A 23,714-nucleotide genomic window follows, 5' to 3' on the forward strand; every position below is an offset into this window, starting at 1 on the left:
AGTGTTGCAGCCGAAGCGGGGGCGTTTTCAATACTTTTTCACTGGATTTAGGCTTTGTGAAATGATAAATTATATAAGACGCAAAGCAGGCTGGATGTGGTGATTCGAGCGATGACGGAGGCAGTGTGGCTGGATTGTCAGTTCGTGTGGAACGAACGCCTCGGCATTGAAGTGCCGAGCTTCGACAAGCCATGGTACGGGATGACCGCGGAGGAGCGGGCTTCCGTCGTGGCCCGGTGGGAGTTCGTCCGGGGACGCATACCGGATGCGATTCTCGCTCGCGAGGCGCAGATCCGCAGGATGCTGGACGAGTTGTTCGAGGAAGAGGACTTCGGCCGATGCTGTTCGTTGAATCGAGAGATCGCCGAAGCCGCGAGCGTCATCCACGACCTGCAGATCTGGTATCGAACGCAGCAGGATCTTGAAGAAGAAGACATCAAGCGGCACGGTTAATGGAGACCGCAAGGGTGCATGGAGGTACCATGTGAGTGACGAACGATGGCTGGCCAGAACGTCGCCTCGCGGTCCGATCTCGCTGATGGTCCGCGTATATAAGTATATCTTGCCCGAGGTCAAGACGGCGCTGGACGGATGGAGGGAGCGGGCGAGCGGTATTCCCGACCCCGAGCTGCGCAGGCAAGCTTTGGCCAGTATTGCGTCCAAGAAGTTTCACTGTCAGGGCGGCGCCGTCTACGCGGCGGCCAATCTGGGCAAGCGGGACGTGCTCATCCCGCTCATCGTGGCGCTGCAGACCATCAGCGATTATTTGGACAATCTGTGCGACAGGAGCACCTCGCTCGATCCGGCGGACTTCAGGCTCCTGCACGAGAGCATGCTGGATGCCGTAACGCCGGGCGCGCCGGTCCGCAACTACTATGCGCTGCGGCAGGAGCAGGACGACGGAGGGTATCTGGCGGCGCTCGTCGAGCAATGCCAGCGGTGCGCGGCGGCATTGCCTGCATACGGCGCCGTGCAAGCGCATGTCAGAGAGCTTGTATCCCTGTACGGCGATTTGCAGGTGTACAAGCATATCGCGCATGACCAGAGAGAGGAGGCGCTGCTGTCGTGGTGGGCGTCGCACGCGCCGCGCTACCCGGGCCTTCTCTGGAACGAGTTCGCAGCTGCGACCGGCTCTACGCTGGGGATGTTCATGCTGTTCCTTGCCGCCAGCGAGCCGGAGCTCGAGCCGGGGTTCGGCCGCCAGGTGGCCGAATGCTATTTTCCGTCCATCAACGGCCTTCACATTCTGCTCGATTATTTGATCGACCAGGCCGAGGACGAGCAGGGCGGCGATCTTAATTTTTGCAGCTACTACGCCGACCAGGCACAGATGAACGAACGGCTGCTGCGCATGGTCCGCAGTGCGCGGGCGTCCGCGGACCGGCTGCCCGCCTCCGGGTTTCACAGGATGATCGTCGAAGGGCTCGTCGCGCTGTACTTGTCCGATCCGAAGGTCAAGGGACAGCGGCGGGTGCGGCAGACGGCCAAGCAGCTCATGAAGGGAAGTCCGTGGGCGCGTTTGTTTTTCTGGCTCAACAGCCATCTCATACGCAAAGCGATGTAACAGCAAAGGGGTAGAAAACGATGGGAGCAGTTCAAAAGATCGCAGTACTAACGAGCGGTGGAGATTCACAAGGGATGAATGCGGCCGTGCGGGCCGTCGTCCGCAGCGGGCTGTTCCGGGGACTTGAAGTATACGGCGTGCAGCGCGGTTACCAGGGGCTCCTGAACGAAGATCTGAGGCCGATGGACCTGCGCAGCGTAGGCGACATCATCCAGCGCGGCGGCACGATACTGCAGACGGCCAGATGCAAGGAATTCGTGACGCCGGAAGGCCAGCAGCGCGGCGCAGAGGTGCTCCGCAAGCACGGCATCGACGGTCTGGTTGTCATCGGCGGAGACGGCTCCTACCAGGGCGCCAACAAGCTGAGCAAGCTCGGGATCAAGACGATGGGCCTGCCCGGCACGATCGACAACGATATTCCGTTCACCGACTTCACGATCGGCTTCGATACGGCGACGAGCATCGTCGTGGACGCGATCAACAAGCTGCGCGACACGATGACGTCGCACGAGCGCTCCTCCGTCGTGGAGGTCATGGGGCGCCACTGCGGCGATATCGCCCTCTATGCGGGCCTTGCCAGCGGAGCGGAGTCGATTCTCGTGCCGGAGGTTCCGTTCGACATCCGCGAGATCTCGCAGCGTATGCGGGAGAACTTCCAGAACGGCAAGCGTCACAGTATTGTCATCGTTGCCGAAGGCGTATGCGGCGGCGACGAGATCGCGCGTCAGATTACCGAGCATAGCGGCATCGAGCCTCGCGTGACGGTGCTTGGTCACATCCAGCGCGGCGGATCTCCGACGCACAACGACCGGATTCTGGCGAGCCGGCTGGGAGACTTCGCCGTCGAGCGCCTCGAAGCGGGAGATTCTGCCAAGGGCTGCGGCATCGTCAAGGGCGAGCTCGTCACGACCGACATCGATACCGTCGTCTCGACCAAGAAGACGTTTAATATGGATCTGTACAACCTCGCGATTCGTCTCGCGCAATAACCCGCAAGCGAACAAAAAGACCCTCCGGCCGTATCGGCCGGAGGGTCTGCTCGTAGATGGAAGATGGCATTAAGCGGTGAACCGATAGCCCGCCGATATTAATAGTCGACGCCTGACGTATAGCGATTGGTCGCGTTCCAGAGCAGGTATTCGTCGACGCCGCTCTCATGGAGCGCCTTGATCTGCGCCTGCACTTCGCCCGCGCCATACTTGATATAGTGGCCGCTGCCCAGCCAGCTGGCGGTGAAGTCCTGGATCCAGGGTCGAATGATCGGGGTGGCATCCGCCAGCGGCTCCAGCTTTTTGTGCGTATCAACCATCGCGCCCTTGATAGTGGCGTACGGCGCCTTGTCCGGGTCCTTTTGCTTGAACCAGCCCGTACTGTAATGGCTCGGATAGATCATCGGGCTGATGACGTCGACGTTCGCGGAGATCTTGGCGAAGTCCTGTCCGATGCCTTCGGCTGCAGGTACGGATGCCGCGTATCCGAAAATATCGACGGACACCCTGACGCCCAGCGGCTCGAGCTGTTCCTTGGCATATTTGACGAAGCCCGACACGACATCGGTGCGGGACTCGTCCGACTTCGTGAACTTGAGTCCGTCGGCCTTTTTCTCGAAGCCTTCCGGGAACCGGACGTAGTCGAACTGAATTTCCTTGAAGCCCAGCTTGGCGGCTTCCTTCGCAACCGCAATGTTGTAGTCCCATACTTCTTTGCGATACGGATTGACGAAGCTGTCCTTCTTGCCGTTTTGCCAGACGGTGCCGTTCGCAGTGACGAAGGAGAGCTCGGGGTGCTTCTTCGCCAGGATCGAATCTTTGAACACGACGATCCGGGCGATCGGGTAGACGTCGTGCTTTTTGAGCGTCTCCATCAATCCGCCGATATCCTTGATGAAGCGCATCGGAGAACCCAGCTTCTGAAGCTCCGGATTGTCGGTCTTGTACGTGATGTAGCCGACATCGTCCTTGATGTCGATGACCATCGCATTCAGCGCGGTTTTGTCGACCAGATCGAGCAGCGTGCTGAGCCGCTCTCCGCCCGCGCTATAGGCGGTGACGTAGATTCCCTTTACTTTCGGCGCCTTTGGCTGCGGATCCGCGCCTCCCGGTCCGCCGCCTTCGCTGGCGCCGTTCCCGTTCGGCGCTTTAGAGCCGCCGCCCGTCTCTCCGGCCCTGGCCGACACCAGATTGTGCCAACTCAGGTTCATTACTTTGGCCAACGCGTTGCCGTTAGCCGGTTTTTCCTGCGGCTGCCCCCATGCCGATTGAAGGAGCAGCAGAAGCGTCAACAATACGTTCATTTTTCCCTCTCCCCGCTTACTCTTCCAAACTGTAACCCGATTATAAACGAGTTCAAACAGTGGATACAGAGGTATTATGTAGAATTTTCGGAAATGACCGAAGTTTATTGGCGCGATGCAGGCGCTCGGCTGCTGCCGGGACGGTCCGGATCGTGCTGTCAACCGTTCGCACTCAGTTGCATATAGTGTTATGATCTAATGGTATGCCTCGCGGCAACGAGATGTAGTACAGATAACGCGCGGCTATTATTGGCAGCCACTTCGCCCGCTTGATTCGCGGATGCGAGCGACACAATAAACATCGGGCGTCCCGACAATTGCGCGTCGTGGCGCGCAAACCGCCCGCTTGAGATGGGTCAGCCGCTGAGCCCGAAAATGAACGGCCTGCCGGATTGCTTGGCTGTATGGTCGATAGCTGGAGTTTAACGGTCGTTTTGTGTTATAATGATCTGTATATTTTTTTGGCAGAGCCGTTAGTTGATGGACCGGCACCGTTAGTTGATGGCCCCATAACAGAAGGAGTATGAAAATAATTTGAGTAAATTTACAGATTTCGGTTTAGAAAGTGATGTTCTGCAAGCCATTTCCCAGCTCGGATACGAAGACGCGACGCCTATTCAAAGCCAAGCGATCCCCGTGGCGCTCAGCGGCCGCGACATGATCGGCCAGGCGCAGACGGGCACGGGCAAGACGGCCGCCTTCGGCATTCCGCTGGTCAGCAAGATTCAAGCTTCCGAAGACCGCATCGTGACACTGGTCATGACGCCTACCCGCGAGCTCGCCATTCAAGTGGCCGAAGAGATCGAGAAGCTGGGCCGATTCAAGGGCCTTCGTTCGCTCGCGATCTACGGCGGCCAGGATATCGGACGCCAGATTCGCGGACTGCGACGCAAACCACAGATTATTATCGGCACGCCGGGCCGTTTGCTTGACCATATCAACCGCAAGACGATCAAGCTTGAGGACGTTCAGACAGTCGTTCTTGACGAAGCCGACGAGATGCTCGACATGGGCTTCATGGAAGACATCCAGTCGATTTTGAGCCTGGTACCTGCCGAACGCCAGACGCTGCTCTTCTCCGCTACGATGCCTGCCAACATTCAGAGGCTGGCTCAGCAGTTTCTTCGCACGCCCGAGCATATCTCGGTCATTCCGAAGACCTCTACGACAGCGAGCACGATCCAGCAGTTTTACGTTGAAGTGCAGGAGCGCATGAAGTTCGACGCGCTGTGCCGTCTGCTCGACATGGAGCCGCCGGAGCTCGCGATCGTATTCGGCCGCACCAAGCGCCGCGTAGCAGAGCTGTCCGAAGCGCTGATGAAGCGCGGTTACGCCGCTGACGGCCTGCACGGCGATCTGTCGCAGAACCAGCGCGACGCCGTCATGCGCAAGTTCCGCGACGGCAGCATCGCCGTCCTCGTCGCGACAGACGTCGCCGCCCGCGGCCTCGACGTATCCGGTGTGACGCATGTTATCAACTTCGACCTGCCGCAGGATCCGGAGAGCTACACGCACCGTATCGGCCGTACCGGCCGCGCCGGCAAGGAAGGCACGTCCTGGTCGTTCGTCACGTACCGCGAGATGGATCACCTGCACTTCATCGAGCGCGTGACGCGCTTCCGCATCGCGAAGAAGGCGCTGCCGACCGTCGCCGAGGCGATCGAAGGCAAGCAGCGCGTCATCGCCGACAGGCTGCTTGAAGCCGTAAGCGCAGAGGACGCGGACTTTGCCGGCTTCAAGGGCATCGCGACCGAGCTGCTCGAGCGTCACGACTCCGTCGAGCTGCTGTCCGCGGCGATCAAGCTGCTCGCCGGCGACAAGAACGACGTAGCCGTCGAACTGACGCCGGAAGATCCGATCCGCTCCAAGAAGCGCAGCTTCGGCAACCGCGGCGGCAGTAGCGGCAGCGGCGGCTATCAAGGCCAGCGCCGCAGCGGCGGCTATCAAGGCGGCGGTCAAGGCGGCCGTACGGGCGGATACAGCGGCGGTAGCGGCGGCTATCAAGGCAACCGCAGCGGCTATCAAGGCGGCGGCAGCAGCAGCAGCAGCGGCGGTTCCCGCAGCGGCTATGGCAGCCGCAAGCCTTACAGCGGCGACTCGCGGCGCGACGACAGCTACCGCGACGGCGGGCGCCAGGGCGGCGGACGCCGCGAAGATTCGCGCGGCAGCCGCAGCGAGGACTTCGTCAACATCTAACGGCCAGATTTATTTGACGGCAAGTGCGCGGGCGGTGAGAGCCGCTGACGCGCACTTTGCCGCATATTCAGGAGGCGTACCACATGGAAATGCGCGGCATGATGGGCGGATTTTATAAAATTTCCGAATGGATCATGCGTCTGTCCGTAACGAATGTGCTGTGGGTGCTCACATCGCTGCCCGTTTGGTTTTTCCTCGTTTTCGGCGTTTTGAGAGCGTCTACAACGGACGAGCTGGTCGCCATGCTGATTCCGATGGCCGTTTTGATGCCCTTCACCTGGTTCCCTTCGACGTCGGCGATGTTTTCCGTCGCCCGCAAATGGGTGATGGGAGATACGGATGTGCCGCTGCTGAAGACGTTTTTCCGCAGCTACAAGCAGAACTACGTGCAGGCGATGCTCGGGGGCTTGCTGTACTCTGCGCTGTTCGCCATTCTGATCGTCGATTACCAGGTGTATTTGAAAAAGTTCGAAAACCTCGGCGTGCTTTCCATTTTGTTTCTCGCGCTGATGGTACTTTTGTTTATTTCGCTGTTCCAGTTTTTCTCGCTGCTGTCCCATTTTCACATGAAGACGTTTCAACTGCTCAAAAACGCGGTTGTCCTGACGATCGGCAAGCCGCTGCGCTCGCTGTCCACAGCTATCGGCAGCGGCGTAATCGTGTTTATCAGCTTCCGCTGGACATTTCTGATTCCCTTCTTCATGGGGGCCCTGATCGCCGTGTTCGCCTTCTACAACTTTTACCTGACCATTCAGAAGATGCAGGCGGCCGCGAACAAGGAAGAAGATCCGCTGCCGATCGAGGAATCGCCTACCCGGGACGAGGACAAGCCCAAGGTATAACGCAAGACGCCGCAAGGTCCGCTTCTGGATAATGGCCCCAACAGGTTCCTTGGCGTTTACTTTTGGCTTCCGGCTGTTTATAATGGGTATCAATCCTGCCTTGCACGTTACGGCGACACATGTTTTGAACCAATGCTGTTTCCTAGGGAGCTCTATATCGCCCTGCGGATGACATGCCCCCGAAAAGGGTAGTCTGAACGCAGCGCTGCGGGCACCCACCTGCGAGAGCGGGTTCAGAAACAAGCGCGTCGGACGGCAAAGGCGGGTTTTCCGTTATTTGGCTTTAATCCCCGGGACGGGCATGGTATGATTAGCGTAGCGCAGGTCACCCGGAGGGAGAGAGTGGAATTTGCTGAAGAGAGTTCTCGTCGGATTAATACGCAGCCAGGAACACACTGGCGACAGGGCGAAGGATCCGAAGCTGAAATCCCATTACTACCGATTGTCGAAGGACAGGGCGTTCGAAGAAGTCGCCTCGGTCCTAAAAAAAATGCAGGGCTATAAAGTGCTGCATGAGGTTCCGAATATCGGGGAGCTTGTGCTCGAGAAAAAAACGATGGCCGGCCGTACGATGGATATCACCATCCAGATCGTAGGGACGGGCCCAGGCAATTCCGCAGTCGATATTTATTCAGCCTCCAGAGGCTCGCTCGGCGATCTCGGCGCCAACTACCGCGTCATCCAAGAGATCTACGGCGTACTCGACAAGAAGCTGTCCAACTATAAAAGTTGATTGACTATAGATCGCTTGACATGACAGAAGCGAGGTACAGGCGCTAGCCTTGCCTCGCTTCTGCTGTGTCCCGTACAGGGCGCGGTCTGCGGGTTAGAGCAGCGCGCGAACCGCGGCGACGGCCGCATCGTAGTCCGGGTGTTCGGTCATTTCCTTGAGCACTTCGATATAAACGATCTTGTCGCTGGCGTCCAGCACGAAGATGGAGCGCATATCGAGCGCGAATTCCTTGATGAGCACGCCATAGGCTTTGCCGAAGCCGTTGTCCTTGTAGTCGGACAGCAGCACGACGTTGTCGATGCCGGCCGCACCGCACCAGCGGGCTTGGGCGAAGGGCAGGTCTGCGCTGACCGTCAGCACCTGTACTTGCTCGCCGAGCTTGGCCGCTTCCTCGTTGAACCTTCTCGTCTGGGCGTCGCACACGCCGGTATCGATCGAAGGCACGACGCTGATCAGCTTGATCTTGCCGGCATAATCTTTAAGCGATACCGTCTCGACGAGACTTTTGCTCAATTGAAAATCCGGCGCCTGGTCGCCGACTTGAAGCTCCGGCCCGATCAGCGTAATGGGATTGCCTTTGAATGTTGCCGCTTGATTCCGTTCTTGGCTCATGGAATGGAAGGCCTCCTTCAACGATTGGTGATGACGTAACCCATTATAAAGGTCGGATTTGCCATTGTCCAATGACGAGTCATGCCGTGTGGAGAGGAGATAAGGCCGATGATCTTTGTACGTTACGAGAGTCTGAAGCAGTATTTGCGGCTATATCCCGTCAATTCGGCGATTATCGCGGCGAATTTGGTCATGTTCGTGCTGGTGGCAATCGCCGGCGGCCCGTCGAACACCGACGCGCTGCTCAAGTACGGGATGGTGACGAACGATCCCGCGCATGACGAGCTGTGGCGCTTTGCGGCTGCGCTGTTTTTGCATGCGGGGCTTGCGCATCTGGCGATGAACATGTTCGCCATATTCGTGTTCGCGGCGCCGTTGGAGCGGTTGTTCGGGCATGTTCGCTATGCGTTTTTTTATTTGATTGCGGGCATGCTCGGCAATGCGTTCGCCGTAGCGTTCGCCCAGGGACTGTGGTATGCGGTGGGCGCTTCCACATCCATATACGCCATATACGGCGCTTACTTGTTTATCGCGATCTTTCGGCGACATGCGCTCGATCAGGGCTCCAGGACAACCATACTGAGCATACTCGCGATCGGTCTGGTCATGTCGTTTATTGTCCCGGGCATAGGATATTGGGCGCATGTCGGCGGGCTGCTGGCGGGTTTTGTGCTGTACGGATTGATGGGCAGCCGCTTTTTGCGCACCTAAGGCAGAGGAAGGGGCTCTTGTCGTGGAGCTTAGGCAATTGCAATACTTTATTCAGGTGGCTCGCCTGCAGCATGTGACGAAGGCTTCCGAGGAGCTGCATGTCGCGCAGTCGGCTGTGAGCCGGCAGATTCACAGGCTGGAGGAAGAGCTGGGCGTCCGCCTGTTCATGCAGCGGGGGCGCAACGTGCAGCTGACGCCGGTCGGACAGCTGTTCTTGAAGCGCGCGGAGTCGATCCTGAAGGACCTGGACCGTGCGGTGAACGAAGTCCACGAGTTTATGGACCCGGAGCTTGGAGAGATTCGGTTGGGCTTCCCGCACAGTCTGGGCACGCAGCTGATTCCGCAAGTGATTGCCTGCTTCCGCAAGCTGCACCCCGGTGTCAAATTCCGGTTCAAGCAGGGGATGTACCCGTCTCTTATACGCGATATTGTGGAAGGCGAGATCGATCTCGCATTTATATCGCCGTTCCCTGAGCGGCACGAGCAGGTAACGGGTGAGGTCGTGCTGACGGAGGAGCTGTATGCGATACTGCCGCCGAGCCATCCGCTCGCTTCGGCGGAGTCGATTCACCTGGCCGAGCTGCGGGACGATACGTTTGTTCTGTTCAGCAACGGCTATTCGCTTCGGCCGCTCGTCTGGGACGCCTGCCGGCTTGCCGGCTTCGTGCCGGCGATCGGATTCGAAGGCGAGGAGACCGACACCATCCGCGGCCTCGTAGCGGCGGGGATGGGCGTCAGCCTGCTGCCCGAGATGGCGCTGTACCAGACAGGCACGATGATGCCCGCCGTCGTGAAGATCAGAGAGCCCCATGTGACGCGAACGATCGGTCTGATCAGACGGGCCGGCGAGAAGCCGCAGGCGGTCGTGAAGCTGTTCCATACGTTTCTCGTCGACTATTTCCAGGATCGCTACAAGCCGATCTAAATGCGAGCGGTTCGCTTGAACAGGGCGTGGCGCGATGCTTCATGCTCATAGCTCGACCGGTTTAAATACATCGTGCAAGCCCATCGTCGCCGCCCCGAATGCCGAGCCGCGGTCTCCCCAGGAGGCGGCCGACACCGGGCAAGGCTTCGCAAGGGCTTTTTCGGCTTGGCCGATGCGTGCGATGAGCCTGTCGAACAAAGCTTTATCCTCCGTGAGCCAGCCGCCGATAATGAGTCTTTCCGGGTCGAGCAGCTGCAGCAGGCTGCCACAGTAGGCTGAGATGCTCCCGATTATATCCTCCATCTCGTCGCGGAGGCGCACGTCGGCGTCCGGCGCGATCGCCGCGAAGCGGCGCAGCGTGTCCCGAGGCGTCAGATTGCCGGGGAAATAATGCGGGTACTCGCGCTGCAGACGCGCGGACAGCTGCAGCGTGCTGAAGCGCGCAAAATCGCCGACTCTGCCCGCCCTTCCCGTACTGCCGCGATAAATACGGCCGTCGATCACAAGTCCGGCGCCGACGGTACTGCCGATGAGCAGGTAGACGATCGTTCGGCAGCCTTGTGCGGCGCCGCTGCTCCGCTCGGCGAAGCCGGCGGCGTCGAGATCGTTGATGAGACGGACGGGGGCTCCGACCATCGGCTCCAGCCATTCGGCCAGCGCCCAATTGTCTATCTGAAGCGGCATTGCGCTCACGATATGTGTGCCGTTCTCGTCGATTCTCCCCGGCACGGATATGCCGATCCGGCGGACGCGGTCCGCCGTAATCGCCGTGTCCGACAGGATGCTGTTGATGATAGGGGGCAGCCGATCCGCAATGGCCTGCTTGCCGAGCAGCGGCGGGATGTCGCGCGCGTGCGCAGTCTCGCCGCTCTGATCGAGCAATACGGCGTACGACTTGGCCAGATCGAGGCCGAGCACGTAGCCGCCGTCAGGCTTGACGTTCAGCATCGTCATGCGCCGACCCGCTCCCGAACCGGAGACCGTGCCCGTCTCGTATACGAATCGTTCCGCGCGGAGCTCGTCGACCAGGATCGAGACCGTGGACGGACTGAGTCGGGTCAACCGGGATAGCTCGACGCGCGAGAGCGGGCCGCGGCTAGCGATCAAGCTGAGGAGCAACGATTTGTTTACCTTTTTGATCGTTTGTTGATTACCTGTCGAGGCCATGCCGACTCTCCTTAACTTCGGGTGTGACGCGCAGCAGCAGCAGGAAGCCAGCCGCTCCGGCCAGTGTCAGCAGGGCGCCGGCCCGATACACCATTGGCGCGCCGTACTGGCCGAACAGCCAGCCGCCCGCTATGCCGGCGATAAAGCCGGATATGCCGCCCCAGCTTAGGCCGTACAAGGCTTGGCCGGTAGAGCGCCGTTCGGGAGGCGTCAGCCGGTTCGTCAGCTGCGTGCCGATATAGTAATACGCTCCGAATGTGATGCAGTGCATCAGCTGTATCCATACGATGGCCATCGCGTCATCGACCGATCCCATGAGCAGCCAGCGGGCGGCGTACAGCAGGCAGATGCCCGCGAGCAACCCAGTCATCGTGCGCGTGCTGCCGCTTAAATATCGGTCAAGCAGCATATAGACCGGCGCTTCGAGGATCGCTGTAGCGAAGATCGACCAGCCGACGATCTGGGGCGATCCTCCGAGCGCCTGAATATACAATCCGCTGAAGGTGGTATTGAAGGAATTCGGTACCGAGACCAGCACGCCGAGCGCGAGCAGGCAGATGAAGTGGCGGCCGAGCCACGCGCTGCTTCCCGGCACCGCGTTTGCTCCGGCGGGCAATGATCCACGGCGTGTCGCATCCGGACCTTCCGGCCGCTCGATGCGCGCTTCCTCTCTCGGGAGCAAAAAGGCGAACGCAAGGGCGACGGCCATCATCACATCGAATACGATCCATAAGTTTGCGATGCCGATGCGGCCGATGACGGGGCCGGAGGCGGCGGCGATGATCGCCCAGCCTAGCGACCCCCACAAGCGAAAGGCGCCGAACTTGCGGCCGGTTCCTTCGATGAAGCTCAGCACAAGGCTGTTGCTCTGCGTGAACAATGGGCTCTGGAACAGAAAAAACAGCAGCATGGCCGCATAAATAACAGTCTCTTGCCGCGACAGGAATACCGCCTGCATGATCAGAAACGCGCTTGTGAGCGCCAAAATCAAAATGCGCCGGTTGCCGTATTTGCGATCCGCCCAATAGCCCCAGAATGGATTGGCGAATATGGCGACGACCGGCCCGCCTGCAAGCAGCGTGCCGATCGAGGCCGTCGACCAGCCGAGATCCTTCAGATAGAGAGCGAAGTAGGTGCTGTACACTGCGATCGATCCGTACAGCGTAAAGTTAAAAGCTTTGATCAGTCTGATCCAGGATGATGTTAATACGCCAGCGTTCATATCGTTGCCCGCTCCTCTTAGATCGGCAGAGAACGGGAAGGGGACAACGCCCGTACCTCGTCCGCCGTTACTTCCCGGCCCAATGCGTGTGACAGATACAGGCCTTCGCTGATCAGCATCGTATTCAATGCGAGCGCTGCGGTCGGGAGGAGCGGGACCTCGCCCCGCAGCGCGGCGATCCAATGGTGCTGAGACGAGTCGTACGCGTCCGGGCAGGGGCTGAGCCGCTTGCGCCGCAGCTCTGCCAGGTCCAGGTCTACGCGTCCGTCGAAGTCGAGATCGGCGATCGTCGAATGATAAGTGAAAGGGCTGGCTTCTCCCGCACCTGTAGAGCCCGGAAAACGGATGCCGCCTTCGTTGCCGACGATCGAGCTGCCTTCGAAGCCGCCGAGATGAATCGACCACGATTCGGCGATATCGAGTGTCATGCCGCCCTCGAACTTGACGAAGCCGGCGGCGAATTCCTCCACGTCGAATCCGCTGGCCGCGCGTCTGGCTTCGTCCATCGCCATCTCCTGGTAGAGCTGTCCCGAGATTCGCAGCGGCTGCGGATTGCCCATCAAATATAGCATGCGCGAGATATGATAGACGCCCATGTCGAGCAGCGCGCCGCCCCCGGCGATCTCTTTGCGGGTGAATGCCGGTGTGCCGTATCCGTCGACGAACGGACGGTTGCGCCTGCGGAACCCGGTGGAGCGCGCATGGTACAGCTTGCCGAGCTTGCCGCCTTCGATGAGCTGCTTGGCGGCCTTGGTCTCCTTGCTGTACAGCTGCGCAAGCTGAATATGCAGCATGCGCCCGCTGGCCTCGGCCGCATGCGTCATCTTGGCACCGTCGGTGTAGCTCCCCGCGATCGGCTTTTCGCAGTATACATGCTTGCCCGCCTGGAGCGCCGCCACGGTAACCGGCTCATGGTAATTGTTGTGCAGACATACGTCTACCGCTTCGATGTCCGAATCGGCGAGCAGGTCGCGGTAATCCGTGCACACCCGAGGGATGGCATATTGCTTCGCAGCGCTGTCGGCGGCTTCCGGGCTAATGTCGCACACTGCCTCGATCCGTACGCCGGCTATCGTCGCATAGCGCTCGAGATGCTGCATGCCGATCTGCCCGGCGCCGATCAGTCCGATCTTGATCTCGCGTTGATCGCTCATGCGTCTGCACGCTCCTCGTCCGTCGGCTGCGCTTCGTGCAAATGCTGCTTGACGCCGGCCAACAGCAGCTCGATCTCCGTATAGGCGCTCTCGGCCGGTGCATTGTGCTCGATGGCCCAATAGCCTTCATAGCCCGCCTCGCGCAGCATGCGGATGCGCGCAGGCGCATCGCTCGTTCCGACCGTCTTGCGGTCGAAGTGTGTGTGGAATGCCCAGGGCGCCACCAGGGCGTCGCCCTGCTCGGCCTGCTCGTTCCATCGACCGAGGTGAAGCAGCACGCCGAAGGCCGGATCGTCCACCGCCTGCGCGAGTCGGACCATCTCGGCAGGCACCAGCGAAGGTCCCATATGATTCTCGGGCCCGACGCGCATACCGTGCGCTTCCGCGAAGCGGCAGTATTCGCGGTATGTGCCGACGATGAAGTCGAACGCCTCGTCGGAAAAGGCGGACTCGCCTTGGCAGCCCGTGTCGATCCGCACGGTAGAGGCGCCAAGCAGAACGGCAGCCTTCAGATGCGCCAGCGCATTTTCATGCAGCCGTCCCCGGACCTCCGGATCGGGATCCCACACATGCGCCGTATCGACCGCGATGTTGACCAGGTGCAGCTCGCGCTCGTCGAGCGCCTCCTTGACCTTGCGCAGCGCAGATTCGCCGTACAGCTGGAGGAAGGGCAGCGTGCGCTCCGCGATTTGCGCATTCCACAGATCGACCGCATTCAGATGGTATCTGTACCGGACCGTCTCCAAATAACCGAACACATCCATTTTGCCTTCCAGGAACAAATTGTTGAACGAGTACCCGCCGATCGATATGCTCATGACGCACCTCGCATTAATTATTTCGATGAAAAAAATAATTGCAATTCGACTATAAAAGAAATGGCAGAAACCGTCAATGCGCAAACAAAAAGGACCGGAAAATTCCGGTCCTTGGAGGCGGCTCAAGTTATGCGCATGAAAATCAATCGCGGCTGTTCGTAAAGATGAGCACGAAACGAATCAGCTCGAGGAGCGACATGAGCGCGGCAGCGACATAGGTGAGTGCGGCTGCGTTCAGCACCTTGGCGACCCCGCGTTCTTCGTCGCGTCCGATGAACCCTTCGGCGACCATAACCTCGCGCGCTCTGTTGCTGGCGTTGAACTCGACCGGCAGCGTCACCAATTGGAAGGCGACGGCCGCGGAGAAAAAGATGACGCCGAGCCCGATCAGGTTCGTGGCGGCGAAGATGATGCCCGCGATGAACAGAAAAGGCGCAAGGCCCGAAGCAAAACGCACGACCGGGAGCATCCGGTGGCGAAGGACGAGTGCCGGGTAGTGCTGTTGATGCTGGATTGCATGGCCGACCTCGTGGCAGGCAACAGAAATGGCGGCGATGGAGCTCTCGTAATATACGGGCTCTGAAAGACGTACGACTCGCTGAACGGGATCGTAGTGGTCGGTAAGCGCGCCCTTGATCGGCTCGATCGGCACATCGTGCAAGCCGTTGCGGTCAAGCATAGCCCGTGCCGCGTCGTAACCCGTCAGCCCTGTCGATGCGCGAACCTGCGACCATTTATTGAACGTTCCTTTGACTCTGAATTGCGCCCACAGAGATAAGATGAAGGCAGGAATGATCAAGACGTACATCCAGTTGGCATTCATATGCGTTCTACCTCCATAAGTTATTCGTCATGAATAATCATGCAGGCTACATAAAGTTCCCCTTGTTCAGCAGCAGCAGCAGCGCCTCGATGACAGCGGCGGTCTGCGGCGTGATCGTCTTGAAGAGACGTTTGGCTTGGCCCGGCTTGAGCTGTTCGAGCACCGGCTCGAGCTCCTTGACCTCCCGCTCCAGCTGAGAGAGGTGGGTGGACAGGTCGGCGATTTTGCGGTTGACCTGCTCGCTGGGCGATACGCGGCTCAGCGCCGCGAACGTTTCCTTGATCTCTTCGAGGGAATACTTCTGAGCCTTCAATTGTTCAATACGTTTTATTCGCTCAAGCGTTTCATCATTATATAGACGATAATTGCCGTCGGAACGCTTGGCAGCCGAGAGCAGGCCAAGACCTGTATAATAGTCGATCGTGCGCGGGCTGACGCCGGACAGGCGGGACAGTTCACCGATCCGGTACAGATTGCGAGGCGGTTCAGCGGCCCCGTGTCTCATGGGCGTATCCCCCTTCTTATATATGATGTCCTTATCATAACCAATCTCAAACCGTACAGTCAAACGTTATGCTTGTGTCAGATTGGCGAGCCTGTGACGATTTTGTGGAGAGCAACTTCCCGACTGAATTGTTAAGTAGAAATGCTGACATCGAACGGACTGATCCATTTTTTATGAAGGCCTGACAAATGAAGTTGTGTAAGCTTACAAAGGTGTGGCTGCGAGTTTTTTGTGCGAATACAGACCTATTTCTGAATATTGAACGGTAAAATAGATTTATATGTAAGGTATTTTGATGAAATTCCGAACTTTTATTTAAAAATATGATTGTCAAATCGGAAAATGCTCACTATAATGACATTAAGTCTTTCTTAAAATGTTATGAAATATTACATGTCGGGAGTGGTCTTTGTGGTAAAGAAAAGTTTGATCGGGCTTGGCGCACTTCTGCTCTTGTTCCCAACGATGGCATTCGCAGCTGAGGAGGGGCCGTCGGCTTCGACGCTGGATATGGGCCTCAACGCACTCTGGATTATGGTGGCGGCTATTCTGGTGTTGCTCATGCAAGGCGGATTCATTCTCCTCGAGACGGGCTCGACCCGCATGAAAAATGCCGGACATGTCGCTGGCAAAACGATCTTCACCGTAGGACTTGCGTCTCTGATATACTGGGCGATAGGTTACGGCATCGCATTCGGCGCCGACGCGGGAGAGAGCCTGAACAAATTTATGGGCATCGGCAACTTTTTCTTCGATCCGTCGATTCTTGCGGGTGAAGGCGACTCTTATCCTTCCACGATCTTCTTCGTATTCCAGCTGGCGTTCGCCGCTGTATCGCTGTCGATCGCATGGGGCGGCTTCGCGGAGCGCGCCAAGCTGTCCGTCTATCTGGTCTTCACGGTTGTATTCACCGCAGTCATCTACCCGATCATCGCCCACTGGATCTGGGGCGGCGGCTGGCTGGCGGCGGACGGCGCCCAGGACTATGCCGGCTCCACGGTCGTGCATCTGACCGGCGCGATGGCTGCGCTGGCGGCGACGATCCTGCTCAAGCCGCGGATCGGCAAGTTCAACAAGGACGGCACGGCCAACGAGATTCTCGGCCACAACCAAGTGTTCACTTCGTTGTCCGTATTGCTGCTGTGGGTAGGCTGGTTCGGCTTTAACGCGGGCAGCGCGGTATCTGTCGGCGAGGGATTCTTCGGTTATGTCGCCTTCACGACGCAGCTTGGCGCGGCAGGCGGCGCAGTATCGGCACTGCTCATCTCCTGGCTGGTCAAAGGCAAAGCCGACATTCCGACGATGCTGAACGGTGCGCTTGCAGGTCTGGTCGCCATCACCGCATCCTGCGCATTCGTCGATCCTTGGGCGGCTGTCGTCATCGGTTTGGTCGCAGGCGTACTCGTGTTCCTGAGCGCACAATTTTTCGAGAAAATCCGCGTAGACGATCCGATCTCCGCGATGTCCGTACACGGCGCCGCCGGCGTCTGGGGCACGCTGGCCAACGGCCTGTTCGCAACGCAAAAGCTCGTCGACCAAGTAGGCGTCGGCAAGGCCGGTCTGTTCTACGGCGGCGGGGGAGAGCAGCTGTGGGTGCAATTCCTGTCCGTCGTCGTATGCGGCGCCTTCGCATTCGCGGCATCGTTCGTCGTACTGTGGATCATCAAGCAAGTAAGCGGCCTGCGCGTCACCGAGGAGCAAGAGATTATCGGTCTCGATCTGAGCGAACACGGCTCGTACGGTTATCCCGAAGCGCTCAAGCGCGCCGGTGCAACGACGACGTCGTCTTCGACTTCGGTATAACGCGCAGGAAGCATTCGGAAATGGTGAAATAACGGCGTCCCGACAGGAGGTAGAACCGCATTGTCGCAGATCGATATGGCACGGCGGTTGCTTGAGATTGGTGGCGCCGGCAGTCTGGAACAGCTGCGCAGCATCCGGGAGCACGAGCAGGAGCGCCTCCGCGCGTTCCTGCAGGACGGATCCTGGACGGTACAGGTTGCCGATGCGCTGAACGAGATGCACGATGCATTGATCCGGCGGACAGTGGCGCTTGCGGAGCAGGATACGGCACGGACGGGGCTTGGAGCCCCGCCCGTGCCGTATGCCTATTTTGTGTTCGGCAGCGGCGGGCGCGGCGAGCAGACGCTGGCGAGCGACCAGGACAGCGGGCTCGTATACGGCGATTGCGCGGACCCGGCGGATGCGGACCGCGCCGCCCAGTATTTCGAGGCATTCGGCAAACGGATCGTCGCCGCTCTCTCCGAGATCGGCTATCCGCCCTGCGAAGGCGACGTTATCGTATCCAACCCGGAATGGCGCATGCCGATCTCCGCCTGGGAGGACAAGGTCGACCGCTGGTTCGCCGATCCGAGCTGGGAGCATGTCCGGTATCTGCTCATTCTGGCGGATGCCAGATTGCTCGCAGGCGACCCCGGCTTGGCGCGCAGATGGAAGGGCCGATATATCGGCGACATGCTGTCGCACACCGATATAGCAAAGCGCATGCTCGAAAATACGCTTCGGCACAAGGTGCTGATCGGCGTATTCGGCCAGCTGTTCGTCGAATCATACGGAGAGAACGCGGGCAGCTTGGACATCAAGTACGGCGCGTACATTCCGATGGTCAACATTTTCCGCCTGCTCGCCGTACGCGCCGACCGGTCGGAGACGAGCACGCTGGACCGCATTCGCGCACTGCGCGAGATCGGCGCCGTCAGCGAGGAGATCGCCGCGGAGGCGGTGTGGGCGTTCGAGCTTTTTTTGCGGCTCCGATTGCTGGCTTCCGACCGCGACGACAGCGGGCGATGGTCCGAGTCCGGCAAGCTTGAAGCATCGGTATTGGCCAAGGAAGACAAGGCTCCGCTCAAGAAGGCGCTGCGGATCGGCAGACGGCTTCAGCGTCAACTGGAGAAAGAGATGCAGCGGCGCTTCGGCGGGAGGTGAACGGCATGAAGGAGCCCAAGAGTCCGATGGGGCGGATGTGGCATTTGTACAAGACAGGAGGCATCACGCCGGCGATCGCATCGATGCTCGGCTCGACCAATGCGCAGCAGATGGCGTTCATCCGCCAAGTGTCGCGCGATCAGCGGAAGGAGTCGCCGCTCGATACGCCGCTGGCGGAGATGGAAGCCGTCGTATTCGACCTCGAGACGACGGGCTTCAATCCCTACGGCGGCGATGAGATCGTCTCGATCGGAGGCGTATTGATCAAGGGGGGAGAGCTGGAATCGGCCGAGCCCTTCTATCGCCTGATCAACCCGCGCAGGAAAATCCCGCCGCATATCGCGGAGCTGACAGGCATTACCGATGTCATGGTGCAGAACGCTCCCGATATTATACAAGGGCTTCACGACTTTTTGGATTTTATCGGCAAGCGGGTACTGATCGCGCATGGGAGCGGTCATGACAAGCAATTCCTGAACGCCGCGCTCTGGAAGACGTCCAAGGTCAACCTGTCCCATCGCGTGCTGGATACGATGATGGTCGCCAAGTGGCTGGAGCCGAAGCGCAAAGGCTACGGCCTCGACGAGCTGCTGGAATCGTACGGCATCGAGGTGACGTACCGCCATCACGCGCTGCACGATTCAGTCATGACAGCCAAGCTGTGGTTCGCTTTTCTGGAGCAGATCCAGGCCCGGCAGGTGAATACGCTCGGCGATCTGTACGCCTATCTCAGCAGACATTGATGCTAGCGTACGGCTATGCGCATGTCCATCAGTTCGCCGTCCGCATCCAGCCGATAGGCGCGAATGTCCGCGGGCGAAGCTGCAAGACCGACGATCCAATACGAGCCGCAGCCGTCCCAGCCCTGCAGGTCCGACCGGCTGGGGATGGGCGGATGCGCGGGATGCGAGTGGAACAAGCCGACGATGCAGCGTCGGCTTGTTCGCGCTGCATAAGCGGCGGCGATCCATGCGCCGGGCTCGAATGCGAATGTGCGGTCGGGCTCCGCCGCTGCGTTAGGGACGATTGCCAGCTCGCGGACCTCGATATAATCCGTATGGCGCTCGCCGATCAACACGCCGCAGGCTTCCTCGGGAAGCGCGGATTGGCAGCTGTCGATCAGCTGTCGCAGCAGCGCGGCGGAGATGCGGGCTTCGCGGGGGACGAGCATGGGAATCAGCCTTTCTATAGAGATGAGTATCGTGGCGATACGGATCGGTTATGGATCAGTATGTCCGATCCCGGGCGGGATGGCAAGATGCCAGCGAATCCGGTAAGATGGAGGGAGCGATCAAGCCAAAGCGAGGAGAAAGCATGAAACGAAACGTCATTATTGTCATCCTGTTCGCAGCCGTGCTTGCCGTCGTACTCGTCCGGAATTTGTCCGGCGGAGACAAGGGAGCCGGGAAAAACGAGGCGCTGCCCAGCTCGGGGGCCGTGGCGGCCGCAGTCGCGCCTGTCGTAGGATCGTACGCGCCGGGCTTCGAGCTCGCTTCGCTGGACGGAGCGACATCGTATTCGCTGGACCCGAAGACGCCCAAAGGCCAGGTGCTGATCGTTAATTTCTGGGCGTCGTGGTGCGGACCCTGCGATATCGAGGCGCCGGATCTCGTCCGCTTGTATGAGGAATATAAAGGCAAGGTCGAGCTTTACGGGGTCAACGTCACCAAGTACGACACGGTGAGGGGCGCCAAGGACTTTGTGAAGGAGAAGGGGCTTCCGTTCCCGATCCTGATGGACAAGGACGGCAAGACCGGCGACGATTACAAAGTATTTTCCTACCCGATCAGCTTCATCGTCGACCGCCAAGGCATCGTCCGCGAACGAATCGAAGGCGGCAAAAGCCTCAAGGAGTGGAGGCGCATGCTCGATCGGGCGCTCCAGGACGAATCGGGCGGAGCCTAATCCCACTTCGGCCGCTCCGCCTGCTTCGGATCGACTTCCGTTGGTCAAGCGCTCGCTGTCTGGCTGATTGCCGACAAACCGCGCGCACAATCCGCGCGGAAATAGCTGCAATTATAACAGTTCATTTGTTTATCGATACGATGGCGCGCAAAAACGCCCTGACGGCCGCTGGCCGTGCAGGGCGTTAATTATAGCATCGCCCAATCAGTGATTAATGAGCCCGAGTGCCTCGCGCGGCGCAGACGGCGCGAAGTCGCTCTGCGACATGCCGAGCAGCGCGTAGCGGATGCTGTCGATGAGCGCTTCCCAGCTCGCCTCGATGACATTGGAGGAGACGCCGACCGTGCTCCAGCTGTCCTTGAAGTTCGTCGACTCGATGAGCACCCGCACCTTGGCCGCCGTCGTCTCCTTTTCGTCTAGCACCCGTACCTTATAATCCGACAGATGGATATCCTCGATGCCCGGATAATATTGCGCCAGCGCCTTGCGCAGCGCGTTGTCCAAGGCATTGACCGGACCGTTGCCCTCGGCTGCCGTAAACACCTGCTGGCCGTTTACGTTCAGCTTGACGATGGCCTCGGTTTGCGTGCCGTTCCTGGACTTCTCGACGAGAATCTTGAACGACTCTACCGAGAATACCTCGACGATATCGCTGTACGCTTCGCGCAGCAGCAGCTCCAGCGAGGCGTCCGCGCCTTCGAACTGATAGCCCTCGTGCTCAAGCTGCTTGATGCGGTCGATCACGCCTCTTGCCTTCGCGCTGTCCGCGGTGACGTCGAGTCCCATCTCCTGGGCCTTGGACAGGATGTTGCTCTGGCCCGCCAGCTCGGAGACGAGCACGCGCTGCTTGTTGCCGACGAGCTCGGGAGAGATATGCTCGTACGTCTTGGAGTCCTTCATGATGGCGGAGACGTGAATGCCGCCCTTGTGGGCGAAGGCGGCCGTGCCGACATACGGCTGGCCGAACGGCAGCACGACGTTGGCGATCTCGCTCACATAGCGGGCGACGCTCGTCAGCGAGCGAAGCTGCTCGTCGGATACGGCTTGATAGCCGAGCTTGAGCTGAAGCGTCGGCAGGATCGAGCACAGGTTGGCATTGCCGCACCGCTCGCCGTAGCCGTTGATCGTGCCCTGAATCTGGCGGGCTCCGGCGGAGACGGCGGCCAGCGTATTGGCGACGGCGAGCTCGCAGTCGTTGTGCGTATGGATGCCGATCGGCGCCTGAATCTCCGCCGTGACGCGCTTCACGATATCCGCAACCTCATTGGGCAGCGTGCCGCCATTCGTGTCGCACAGCACGATCCAGTCCGCGCCGGCTTCGCGCGCGCGGGCGAGCGCTGCGAGCGCATAGTCCGGATTGGCCTTGTAGCCGTCGAAGAAGTGCTCGGAGTCGAAGATCGCCTCCAGCCCGTGGCGCTTCAGAAAGGCGATCGACTCGCCGATCATCGCGAGGTTCTCGTCGAGCGTCGTCTGCAGCGCCGTATGCACATGAAAGTCCCAAGTCTTGCCGACGAGCGTGGCGGCCTTCGCGCCGGACTCGATCAGGTTGCGCAGGTTGACGTCCTGCTCGCAGCTGCTGTTCTTGCGCCGCGTGCTGCCGAACGCCGTCAGCTTGGATTGAAGCTTGAGATCGCGCGCGCGTTTGAAAAACTCGATATCCTTGCTGTTGCTGCCCGGATTGCCGCCTTCAATATAATGAACGCCCAGCGCGTCCAGCTTGAGCGCGATCTTGAGCTTGTCCTCGGCCGTCAGGCTGATGCCTTCGCCCTGCGTGCCGTCGCGTAGCGTAGTGTCGAAGATGCTGATGGTCTGGGTCATGGATGACGGGTACCTCCCAAAAGACGTAAAGACGAACGCCGAATTTTCTAACCATTATAGCATGCGGCGACGTAATTTGTAGAGGGAGGAATACCTGCGGCGCGCCGCGGATGACCGATTCGGCAAACATGACTATAATGGAAGAAGCAGACGAACGGTGCGAGGTGAGAGCGTAATGGAAGGCGAACGTGCGGGCAAGCGCGGCAGAATCATCCTGCATATGGATATGAACGCCTTCTACTGCTCCGTGCATGCGGCAGAACGGCCGGACCTGTACAAGGGCAAGCCGACGGCCGTGGCCGGCAGCGTGGAGCTGCGCAAAGGCATCGTCGTCACCAGCTCCTACGAGGCAAGGGCGCGCGGCGTGAAGACGGGCATGACCGTCCGTCAGGCCGAGCGGGTATGCCCCGAGCTGATCCTGATCTCGCCGGACTTCGACCTGTACCGGCATTACTCGCGCGGCTTCAGGCGCATCGCCAGCTCCTATACCCCGATGATCGAGTCCGTATCGATCGACGAGTGCTACCTGGATATTACGGGCAGCTCCCAGTTCGGCACGGCGATCGAGATCGCGGAGAGCATCCGCCGCCGCGTCAAGGCGGAGCTGGGCTTGCCCTGTTCGATCGGCATCGGTCCGAACAAGCTGCTCGCCAAGATGGGCTCCGACATGCGCAAGCCGGATGCGGTCACCGTCGTCCGCCGCCGGGACGTGCCGAAGCTGCTGTGGGATAAGCCCTGCCAAACGTTGTATGGAATCGGCGGGAAAACGGCGGATAAGCTATTAAGGATGAACATCCGGACGATCGGCGAGCTGGCGGCTGCGGACGAGAAGCTGCTGACGGATAAGTTCGGCGTGTACGGCGCGTGGATGAAGCGGGCCGCGCACGGGCTCGATGACGCTCCCGTCGAGCCCGTGCGCGAAGCGGCCAAGTCGGTCGGCCATACGACGACGCTGCCAGCCGATCTGACGAAGCGCGAGGAGTACCGGCGGGTGCTGCTCAATCTGGCCGATCAGACGGCGCGAAGGCTGAGGCGCGAGGGCATGCTGTGCCGCGCGGTGCAGATCACAATCCGCGATCCGGATATGAAGACCATCACCCGCTCGCATACGCTCGAGGTGCCGACGGACAACGCGGACGAAGTGTATAAGACCGCCTGCAAGCTGATGGACGCGCATTGGCGCGAAGGGCAGCCCGTCCGCCTGCTCGGCGTGACGCTCCAGAGCCTGTCTCCCAAGACGGAGACACCCGTCCAGCTCGATCTGTTCGCCTATGAGGAGGCGCCGCGCAAGGAGCAGCTCACGACCGTTCTCGACAAGCTCCGGGACAAATTCGGAGAGAGCGCGGTGCTCACGGCCGGGATGCTGACGGACGATCCTTCGTCCCTGATCCGCAACAAAAAAATTCGCGGAACGTCGCTCCAGACTGATTTTTTGCGGGAAGAAGATACCGGCCGATAACCCGCTTATAAGAGGAAGTTA

General features: G+C 59.7%; 23 protein-coding genes and 1 other RNA gene. 14 read left to right on the plus strand and 10 right to left on the minus strand.

What is annotated here, in order from left to right; all coding sequences use genetic code 11:
- Positions 1-111 precede the first annotated feature (111 nt).
- From VQ071_RS11515 to pfkA, 3 genes are all read left to right on the plus strand, one after another.
- Complete coding sequence (locus VQ071_RS11515; protein WP_340514147.1) at positions 112-453, plus strand: hypothetical protein; 342 nt, start codon at positions 112-114, stop codon at positions 451-453.
- Between the two features lie 85 nt (positions 454-538).
- Positions 539-1,564: a tetraprenyl-beta-curcumene synthase family protein gene (locus VQ071_RS11520; RefSeq protein WP_340514361.1), complete on the plus strand. Its 1,026-nt coding sequence runs from the start codon at positions 539-541 to the stop codon at positions 1,562-1,564.
- A 20-nt stretch (positions 1,565-1,584) separates the two neighbouring features.
- A complete protein-coding gene (pfkA, locus tag VQ071_RS11525) occupies positions 1,585-2,553 on the plus strand; it encodes a 6-phosphofructokinase (RefSeq protein ID WP_340514148.1) in 969 nt (322 codons plus the stop codon).
- A gap of 98 nt (positions 2,554-2,651) precedes the next feature.
- On the opposite strand, the gene VQ071_RS11530 is transcribed toward pfkA, so the two are convergent.
- Entirely contained in the window at positions 2,652-3,857 is a 1,206-nt protein-coding gene (locus tag VQ071_RS11530) for a putative glycoside hydrolase (RefSeq protein ID WP_340514149.1), read from the minus strand.
- 534 nt (positions 3,858-4,391) lie between these two features.
- Between VQ071_RS11530 and VQ071_RS11535 the strand changes: the two genes are divergently transcribed.
- The 4 genes from VQ071_RS11535 to VQ071_RS11550 all read left to right on the plus strand — a co-directional run bounded on the left by VQ071_RS11535 (position 4,392) and on the right by VQ071_RS11550 (position 7,628).
- Positions 4,392-6,053, plus strand: a complete 1,662-nt coding sequence (locus VQ071_RS11535) for a DEAD/DEAH box helicase (protein ID WP_340514150.1) — start codon at positions 4,392-4,394, stop codon at positions 6,051-6,053.
- 83 nt (positions 6,054-6,136) lie between these two features.
- Positions 6,137-6,895 (plus strand): YesL family protein, encoded by a 759-nt coding sequence (locus tag VQ071_RS11540; RefSeq protein WP_340514151.1) that lies wholly within the window; start codon positions 6,137-6,139, stop codon positions 6,893-6,895.
- A gap of 89 nt (positions 6,896-6,984) precedes the next feature.
- A non-coding RNA gene (gene ssrS / locus VQ071_RS11545) (6S RNA) lies at positions 6,985-7,167 on the plus strand.
- A 77-nt stretch (positions 7,168-7,244) separates the two neighbouring features.
- A complete protein-coding gene (locus tag VQ071_RS11550) occupies positions 7,245-7,628 on the plus strand; it encodes a DUF1499 domain-containing protein (protein WP_340514152.1) in 384 nt (127 codons plus the stop codon).
- A gap of 93 nt (positions 7,629-7,721) precedes the next feature.
- Here VQ071_RS11550 and tpx read toward each other — a convergent pair whose 3' ends face one another.
- Positions 7,722-8,240, minus strand: coding sequence for a thiol peroxidase (gene tpx / locus VQ071_RS11555; RefSeq protein WP_340514153.1), 519 nt, complete (start codon positions 8,238-8,240; stop codon positions 7,722-7,724).
- Positions 8,241-8,348: 108 nt separating this feature from the next.
- Between tpx and VQ071_RS11560 the strand changes: the two genes are divergently transcribed.
- On the plus strand, positions 8,349-8,951 hold the full coding sequence (locus VQ071_RS11560) for a rhomboid family intramembrane serine protease (protein ID WP_340514154.1): 603 nt from the start codon (positions 8,349-8,351) through the stop codon (positions 8,949-8,951).
- Positions 8,952-8,973: 22 nt separating this feature from the next.
- Positions 8,974-9,876 (plus strand): LysR family transcriptional regulator, encoded by a 903-nt coding sequence (locus tag VQ071_RS11565; protein WP_340514155.1) that lies wholly within the window; start codon positions 8,974-8,976, stop codon positions 9,874-9,876.
- 45 nt (positions 9,877-9,921) lie between these two features.
- Here VQ071_RS11565 and VQ071_RS11570 read toward each other — a convergent pair whose 3' ends face one another.
- The 6 genes from VQ071_RS11570 to VQ071_RS11595 all read right to left on the minus strand — a co-directional run bounded on the left by VQ071_RS11570 (position 9,922) and on the right by VQ071_RS11595 (position 15,565).
- Positions 9,922-11,043 carry an ROK family protein gene (locus tag VQ071_RS11570; protein ID WP_340514156.1) on the minus strand — a complete coding sequence of 374 codons (1,122 nt, stop codon included), beginning with the start codon at positions 11,041-11,043 and terminating at the stop codon, positions 9,922-9,924.
- Complete coding sequence (locus VQ071_RS11575; RefSeq protein ID WP_340514157.1) at positions 11,027-12,265, minus strand: MFS transporter; 1,239 nt, start codon at positions 12,263-12,265, stop codon at positions 11,027-11,029. Before VQ071_RS11575 ends, VQ071_RS11570 begins: the two co-directional genes overlap by 17 nt.
- 17 nt (positions 12,266-12,282) lie before the next feature.
- Entirely contained in the window at positions 12,283-13,419 is a 1,137-nt protein-coding gene (locus VQ071_RS11580) for a Gfo/Idh/MocA family protein (RefSeq protein WP_340514158.1), read from the minus strand.
- Positions 13,416-14,237 (minus strand): sugar phosphate isomerase/epimerase family protein, encoded by an 822-nt coding sequence (locus VQ071_RS11585; RefSeq protein ID WP_340514159.1) that lies wholly within the window; start codon positions 14,235-14,237, stop codon positions 13,416-13,418. Before VQ071_RS11585 ends, VQ071_RS11580 begins: the two co-directional genes overlap by 4 nt.
- A gap of 142 nt (positions 14,238-14,379) precedes the next feature.
- Positions 14,380-15,060 carry a zinc metallopeptidase gene (locus VQ071_RS11590; RefSeq protein WP_340514160.1) on the minus strand — a complete coding sequence of 227 codons (681 nt, stop codon included), beginning with the start codon at positions 15,058-15,060 and terminating at the stop codon, positions 14,380-14,382.
- 46 nt (positions 15,061-15,106) lie between these two features.
- Positions 15,107-15,565, minus strand: coding sequence for a MerR family transcriptional regulator (locus VQ071_RS11595; protein ID WP_340514161.1), 459 nt, complete (start codon positions 15,563-15,565; stop codon positions 15,107-15,109).
- A 411-nt stretch (positions 15,566-15,976) separates the two neighbouring features.
- Between VQ071_RS11595 and VQ071_RS11600 the strand changes: the two genes are divergently transcribed.
- From VQ071_RS11600 to VQ071_RS11610, 3 genes are read left to right on the plus strand one after another with little or no spacing between them, the layout of a single operon-like run.
- Positions 15,977-17,368 carry an ammonium transporter gene (locus VQ071_RS11600; RefSeq protein WP_340514162.1) on the plus strand — a complete coding sequence of 464 codons (1,392 nt, stop codon included), beginning with the start codon at positions 15,977-15,979 and terminating at the stop codon, positions 17,366-17,368.
- 60 nt (positions 17,369-17,428) lie between these two features.
- The gene (locus VQ071_RS11605) at positions 17,429-18,511 is read left to right on the plus strand and encodes a DUF294 nucleotidyltransferase-like domain-containing protein (protein WP_340514163.1); all 1,083 of its coding nucleotides are present in this window, start codon (positions 17,429-17,431) and stop codon (positions 18,509-18,511) included.
- 5 nt (positions 18,512-18,516) lie between these two features.
- The gene (locus tag VQ071_RS11610; protein WP_340514164.1) at positions 18,517-19,254 is read left to right on the plus strand and encodes an exonuclease domain-containing protein; all 738 of its coding nucleotides are present in this window, start codon (positions 18,517-18,519) and stop codon (positions 19,252-19,254) included.
- A 2-nt stretch (positions 19,255-19,256) separates the two neighbouring features.
- On the opposite strand, the gene VQ071_RS11615 is transcribed toward VQ071_RS11610, so the two are convergent.
- Positions 19,257-19,682: a M67 family metallopeptidase gene (locus tag VQ071_RS11615; RefSeq protein WP_340514165.1), complete on the minus strand. Its 426-nt coding sequence runs from the start codon at positions 19,680-19,682 to the stop codon at positions 19,257-19,259.
- A 143-nt stretch (positions 19,683-19,825) separates the two neighbouring features.
- On the opposite strand from VQ071_RS11615, the gene VQ071_RS11620 reads away from it, so the two are divergent.
- On the plus strand, positions 19,826-20,416 hold the full coding sequence (locus tag VQ071_RS11620; RefSeq protein WP_340514166.1) for a TlpA family protein disulfide reductase: 591 nt from the start codon (positions 19,826-19,828) through the stop codon (positions 20,414-20,416).
- A gap of 204 nt (positions 20,417-20,620) precedes the next feature.
- On the opposite strand, the gene cimA is transcribed toward VQ071_RS11620, so the two are convergent.
- Positions 20,621-22,234, minus strand: coding sequence for a citramalate synthase (gene cimA / locus VQ071_RS11625; protein ID WP_340514167.1), 1,614 nt, complete (start codon positions 22,232-22,234; stop codon positions 20,621-20,623).
- Between the two features lie 175 nt (positions 22,235-22,409).
- On the opposite strand from cimA, the gene VQ071_RS11630 reads away from it, so the two are divergent.
- Positions 22,410-23,693 carry a DNA polymerase IV gene (locus VQ071_RS11630; RefSeq protein WP_340514168.1) on the plus strand — a complete coding sequence of 428 codons (1,284 nt, stop codon included), beginning with the start codon at positions 22,410-22,412 and terminating at the stop codon, positions 23,691-23,693.
- The last annotated feature ends 21 nt before the right edge of the window (positions 23,694-23,714 follow it).

This window comes from Cohnella sp. 56, from assembly GCF_037963805.1.
Lineage (GTDB): Bacteria > Bacillota > Bacilli > Paenibacillales > Paenibacillaceae > Cohnella.

Coding starts and splice junctions, on each gene's coding strand:
- VQ071_RS11570 (WP_340514156.1), bottom strand. CDS start 11,043: ATGGCCTCGACAGGTAATCAACAAACGATCAAAAAGGTAAACAAATCG.
- VQ071_RS11615 (WP_340514165.1), bottom strand. CDS start 19,682: ATGCTCGTCCCCCGCGAAGCCCGCATCTCCGCCGCGCTGCTGCGACAG.
- VQ071_RS11595 (WP_340514161.1), bottom strand. CDS start 15,565: ATGAGACACGGGGCCGCTGAACCGCCTCGCAATCTGTACCGGATCGGT.
- VQ071_RS11580 (WP_340514158.1), bottom strand. CDS start 13,419: ATGAGCGATCAACGCGAGATCAAGATCGGACTGATCGGCGCCGGGCAG.
- VQ071_RS11520 (WP_340514361.1), top strand. CDS start 539: ATGGTCCGCGTATATAAGTATATCTTGCCCGAGGTCAAGACGGCGCTG.
- VQ071_RS11560 (WP_340514154.1), top strand. CDS start 8,349: ATGATCTTTGTACGTTACGAGAGTCTGAAGCAGTATTTGCGGCTATAT.
- cimA (WP_340514167.1), bottom strand. CDS start 22,234: ATGACCCAGACCATCAGCATCTTCGACACTACGCTACGCGACGGCACG.
- VQ071_RS11590 (WP_340514160.1), bottom strand. CDS start 15,060: ATGAATGCCAACTGGATGTACGTCTTGATCATTCCTGCCTTCATCTTA.
- VQ071_RS11585 (WP_340514159.1), bottom strand. CDS start 14,237: ATGAGCATATCGATCGGCGGGTACTCGTTCAACAATTTGTTCCTGGAA.
- VQ071_RS11540 (WP_340514151.1), top strand. CDS start 6,137: ATGGAAATGCGCGGCATGATGGGCGGATTTTATAAAATTTCCGAATGG.
- VQ071_RS11620 (WP_340514166.1), top strand. CDS start 19,826: ATGAAACGAAACGTCATTATTGTCATCCTGTTCGCAGCCGTGCTTGCC.
- VQ071_RS11530 (WP_340514149.1), bottom strand. CDS start 3,857: ATGAACGTATTGTTGACGCTTCTGCTGCTCCTTCAATCGGCATGGGGG.
- VQ071_RS11610 (WP_340514164.1), top strand. CDS start 18,517: ATGAAGGAGCCCAAGAGTCCGATGGGGCGGATGTGGCATTTGTACAAG.
- tpx (WP_340514153.1), bottom strand. CDS start 8,240: ATGAGCCAAGAACGGAATCAAGCGGCAACATTCAAAGGCAATCCCATT.
- pfkA (WP_340514148.1), top strand. CDS start 1,585: ATGGGAGCAGTTCAAAAGATCGCAGTACTAACGAGCGGTGGAGATTCA.
- VQ071_RS11575 (WP_340514157.1), bottom strand. CDS start 12,265: ATGAACGCTGGCGTATTAACATCATCCTGGATCAGACTGATCAAAGCT.
- VQ071_RS11630 (WP_340514168.1), top strand. CDS start 22,410: ATGGAAGGCGAACGTGCGGGCAAGCGCGGCAGAATCATCCTGCATATG.
- VQ071_RS11515 (WP_340514147.1), top strand. CDS start 112: ATGACGGAGGCAGTGTGGCTGGATTGTCAGTTCGTGTGGAACGAACGC.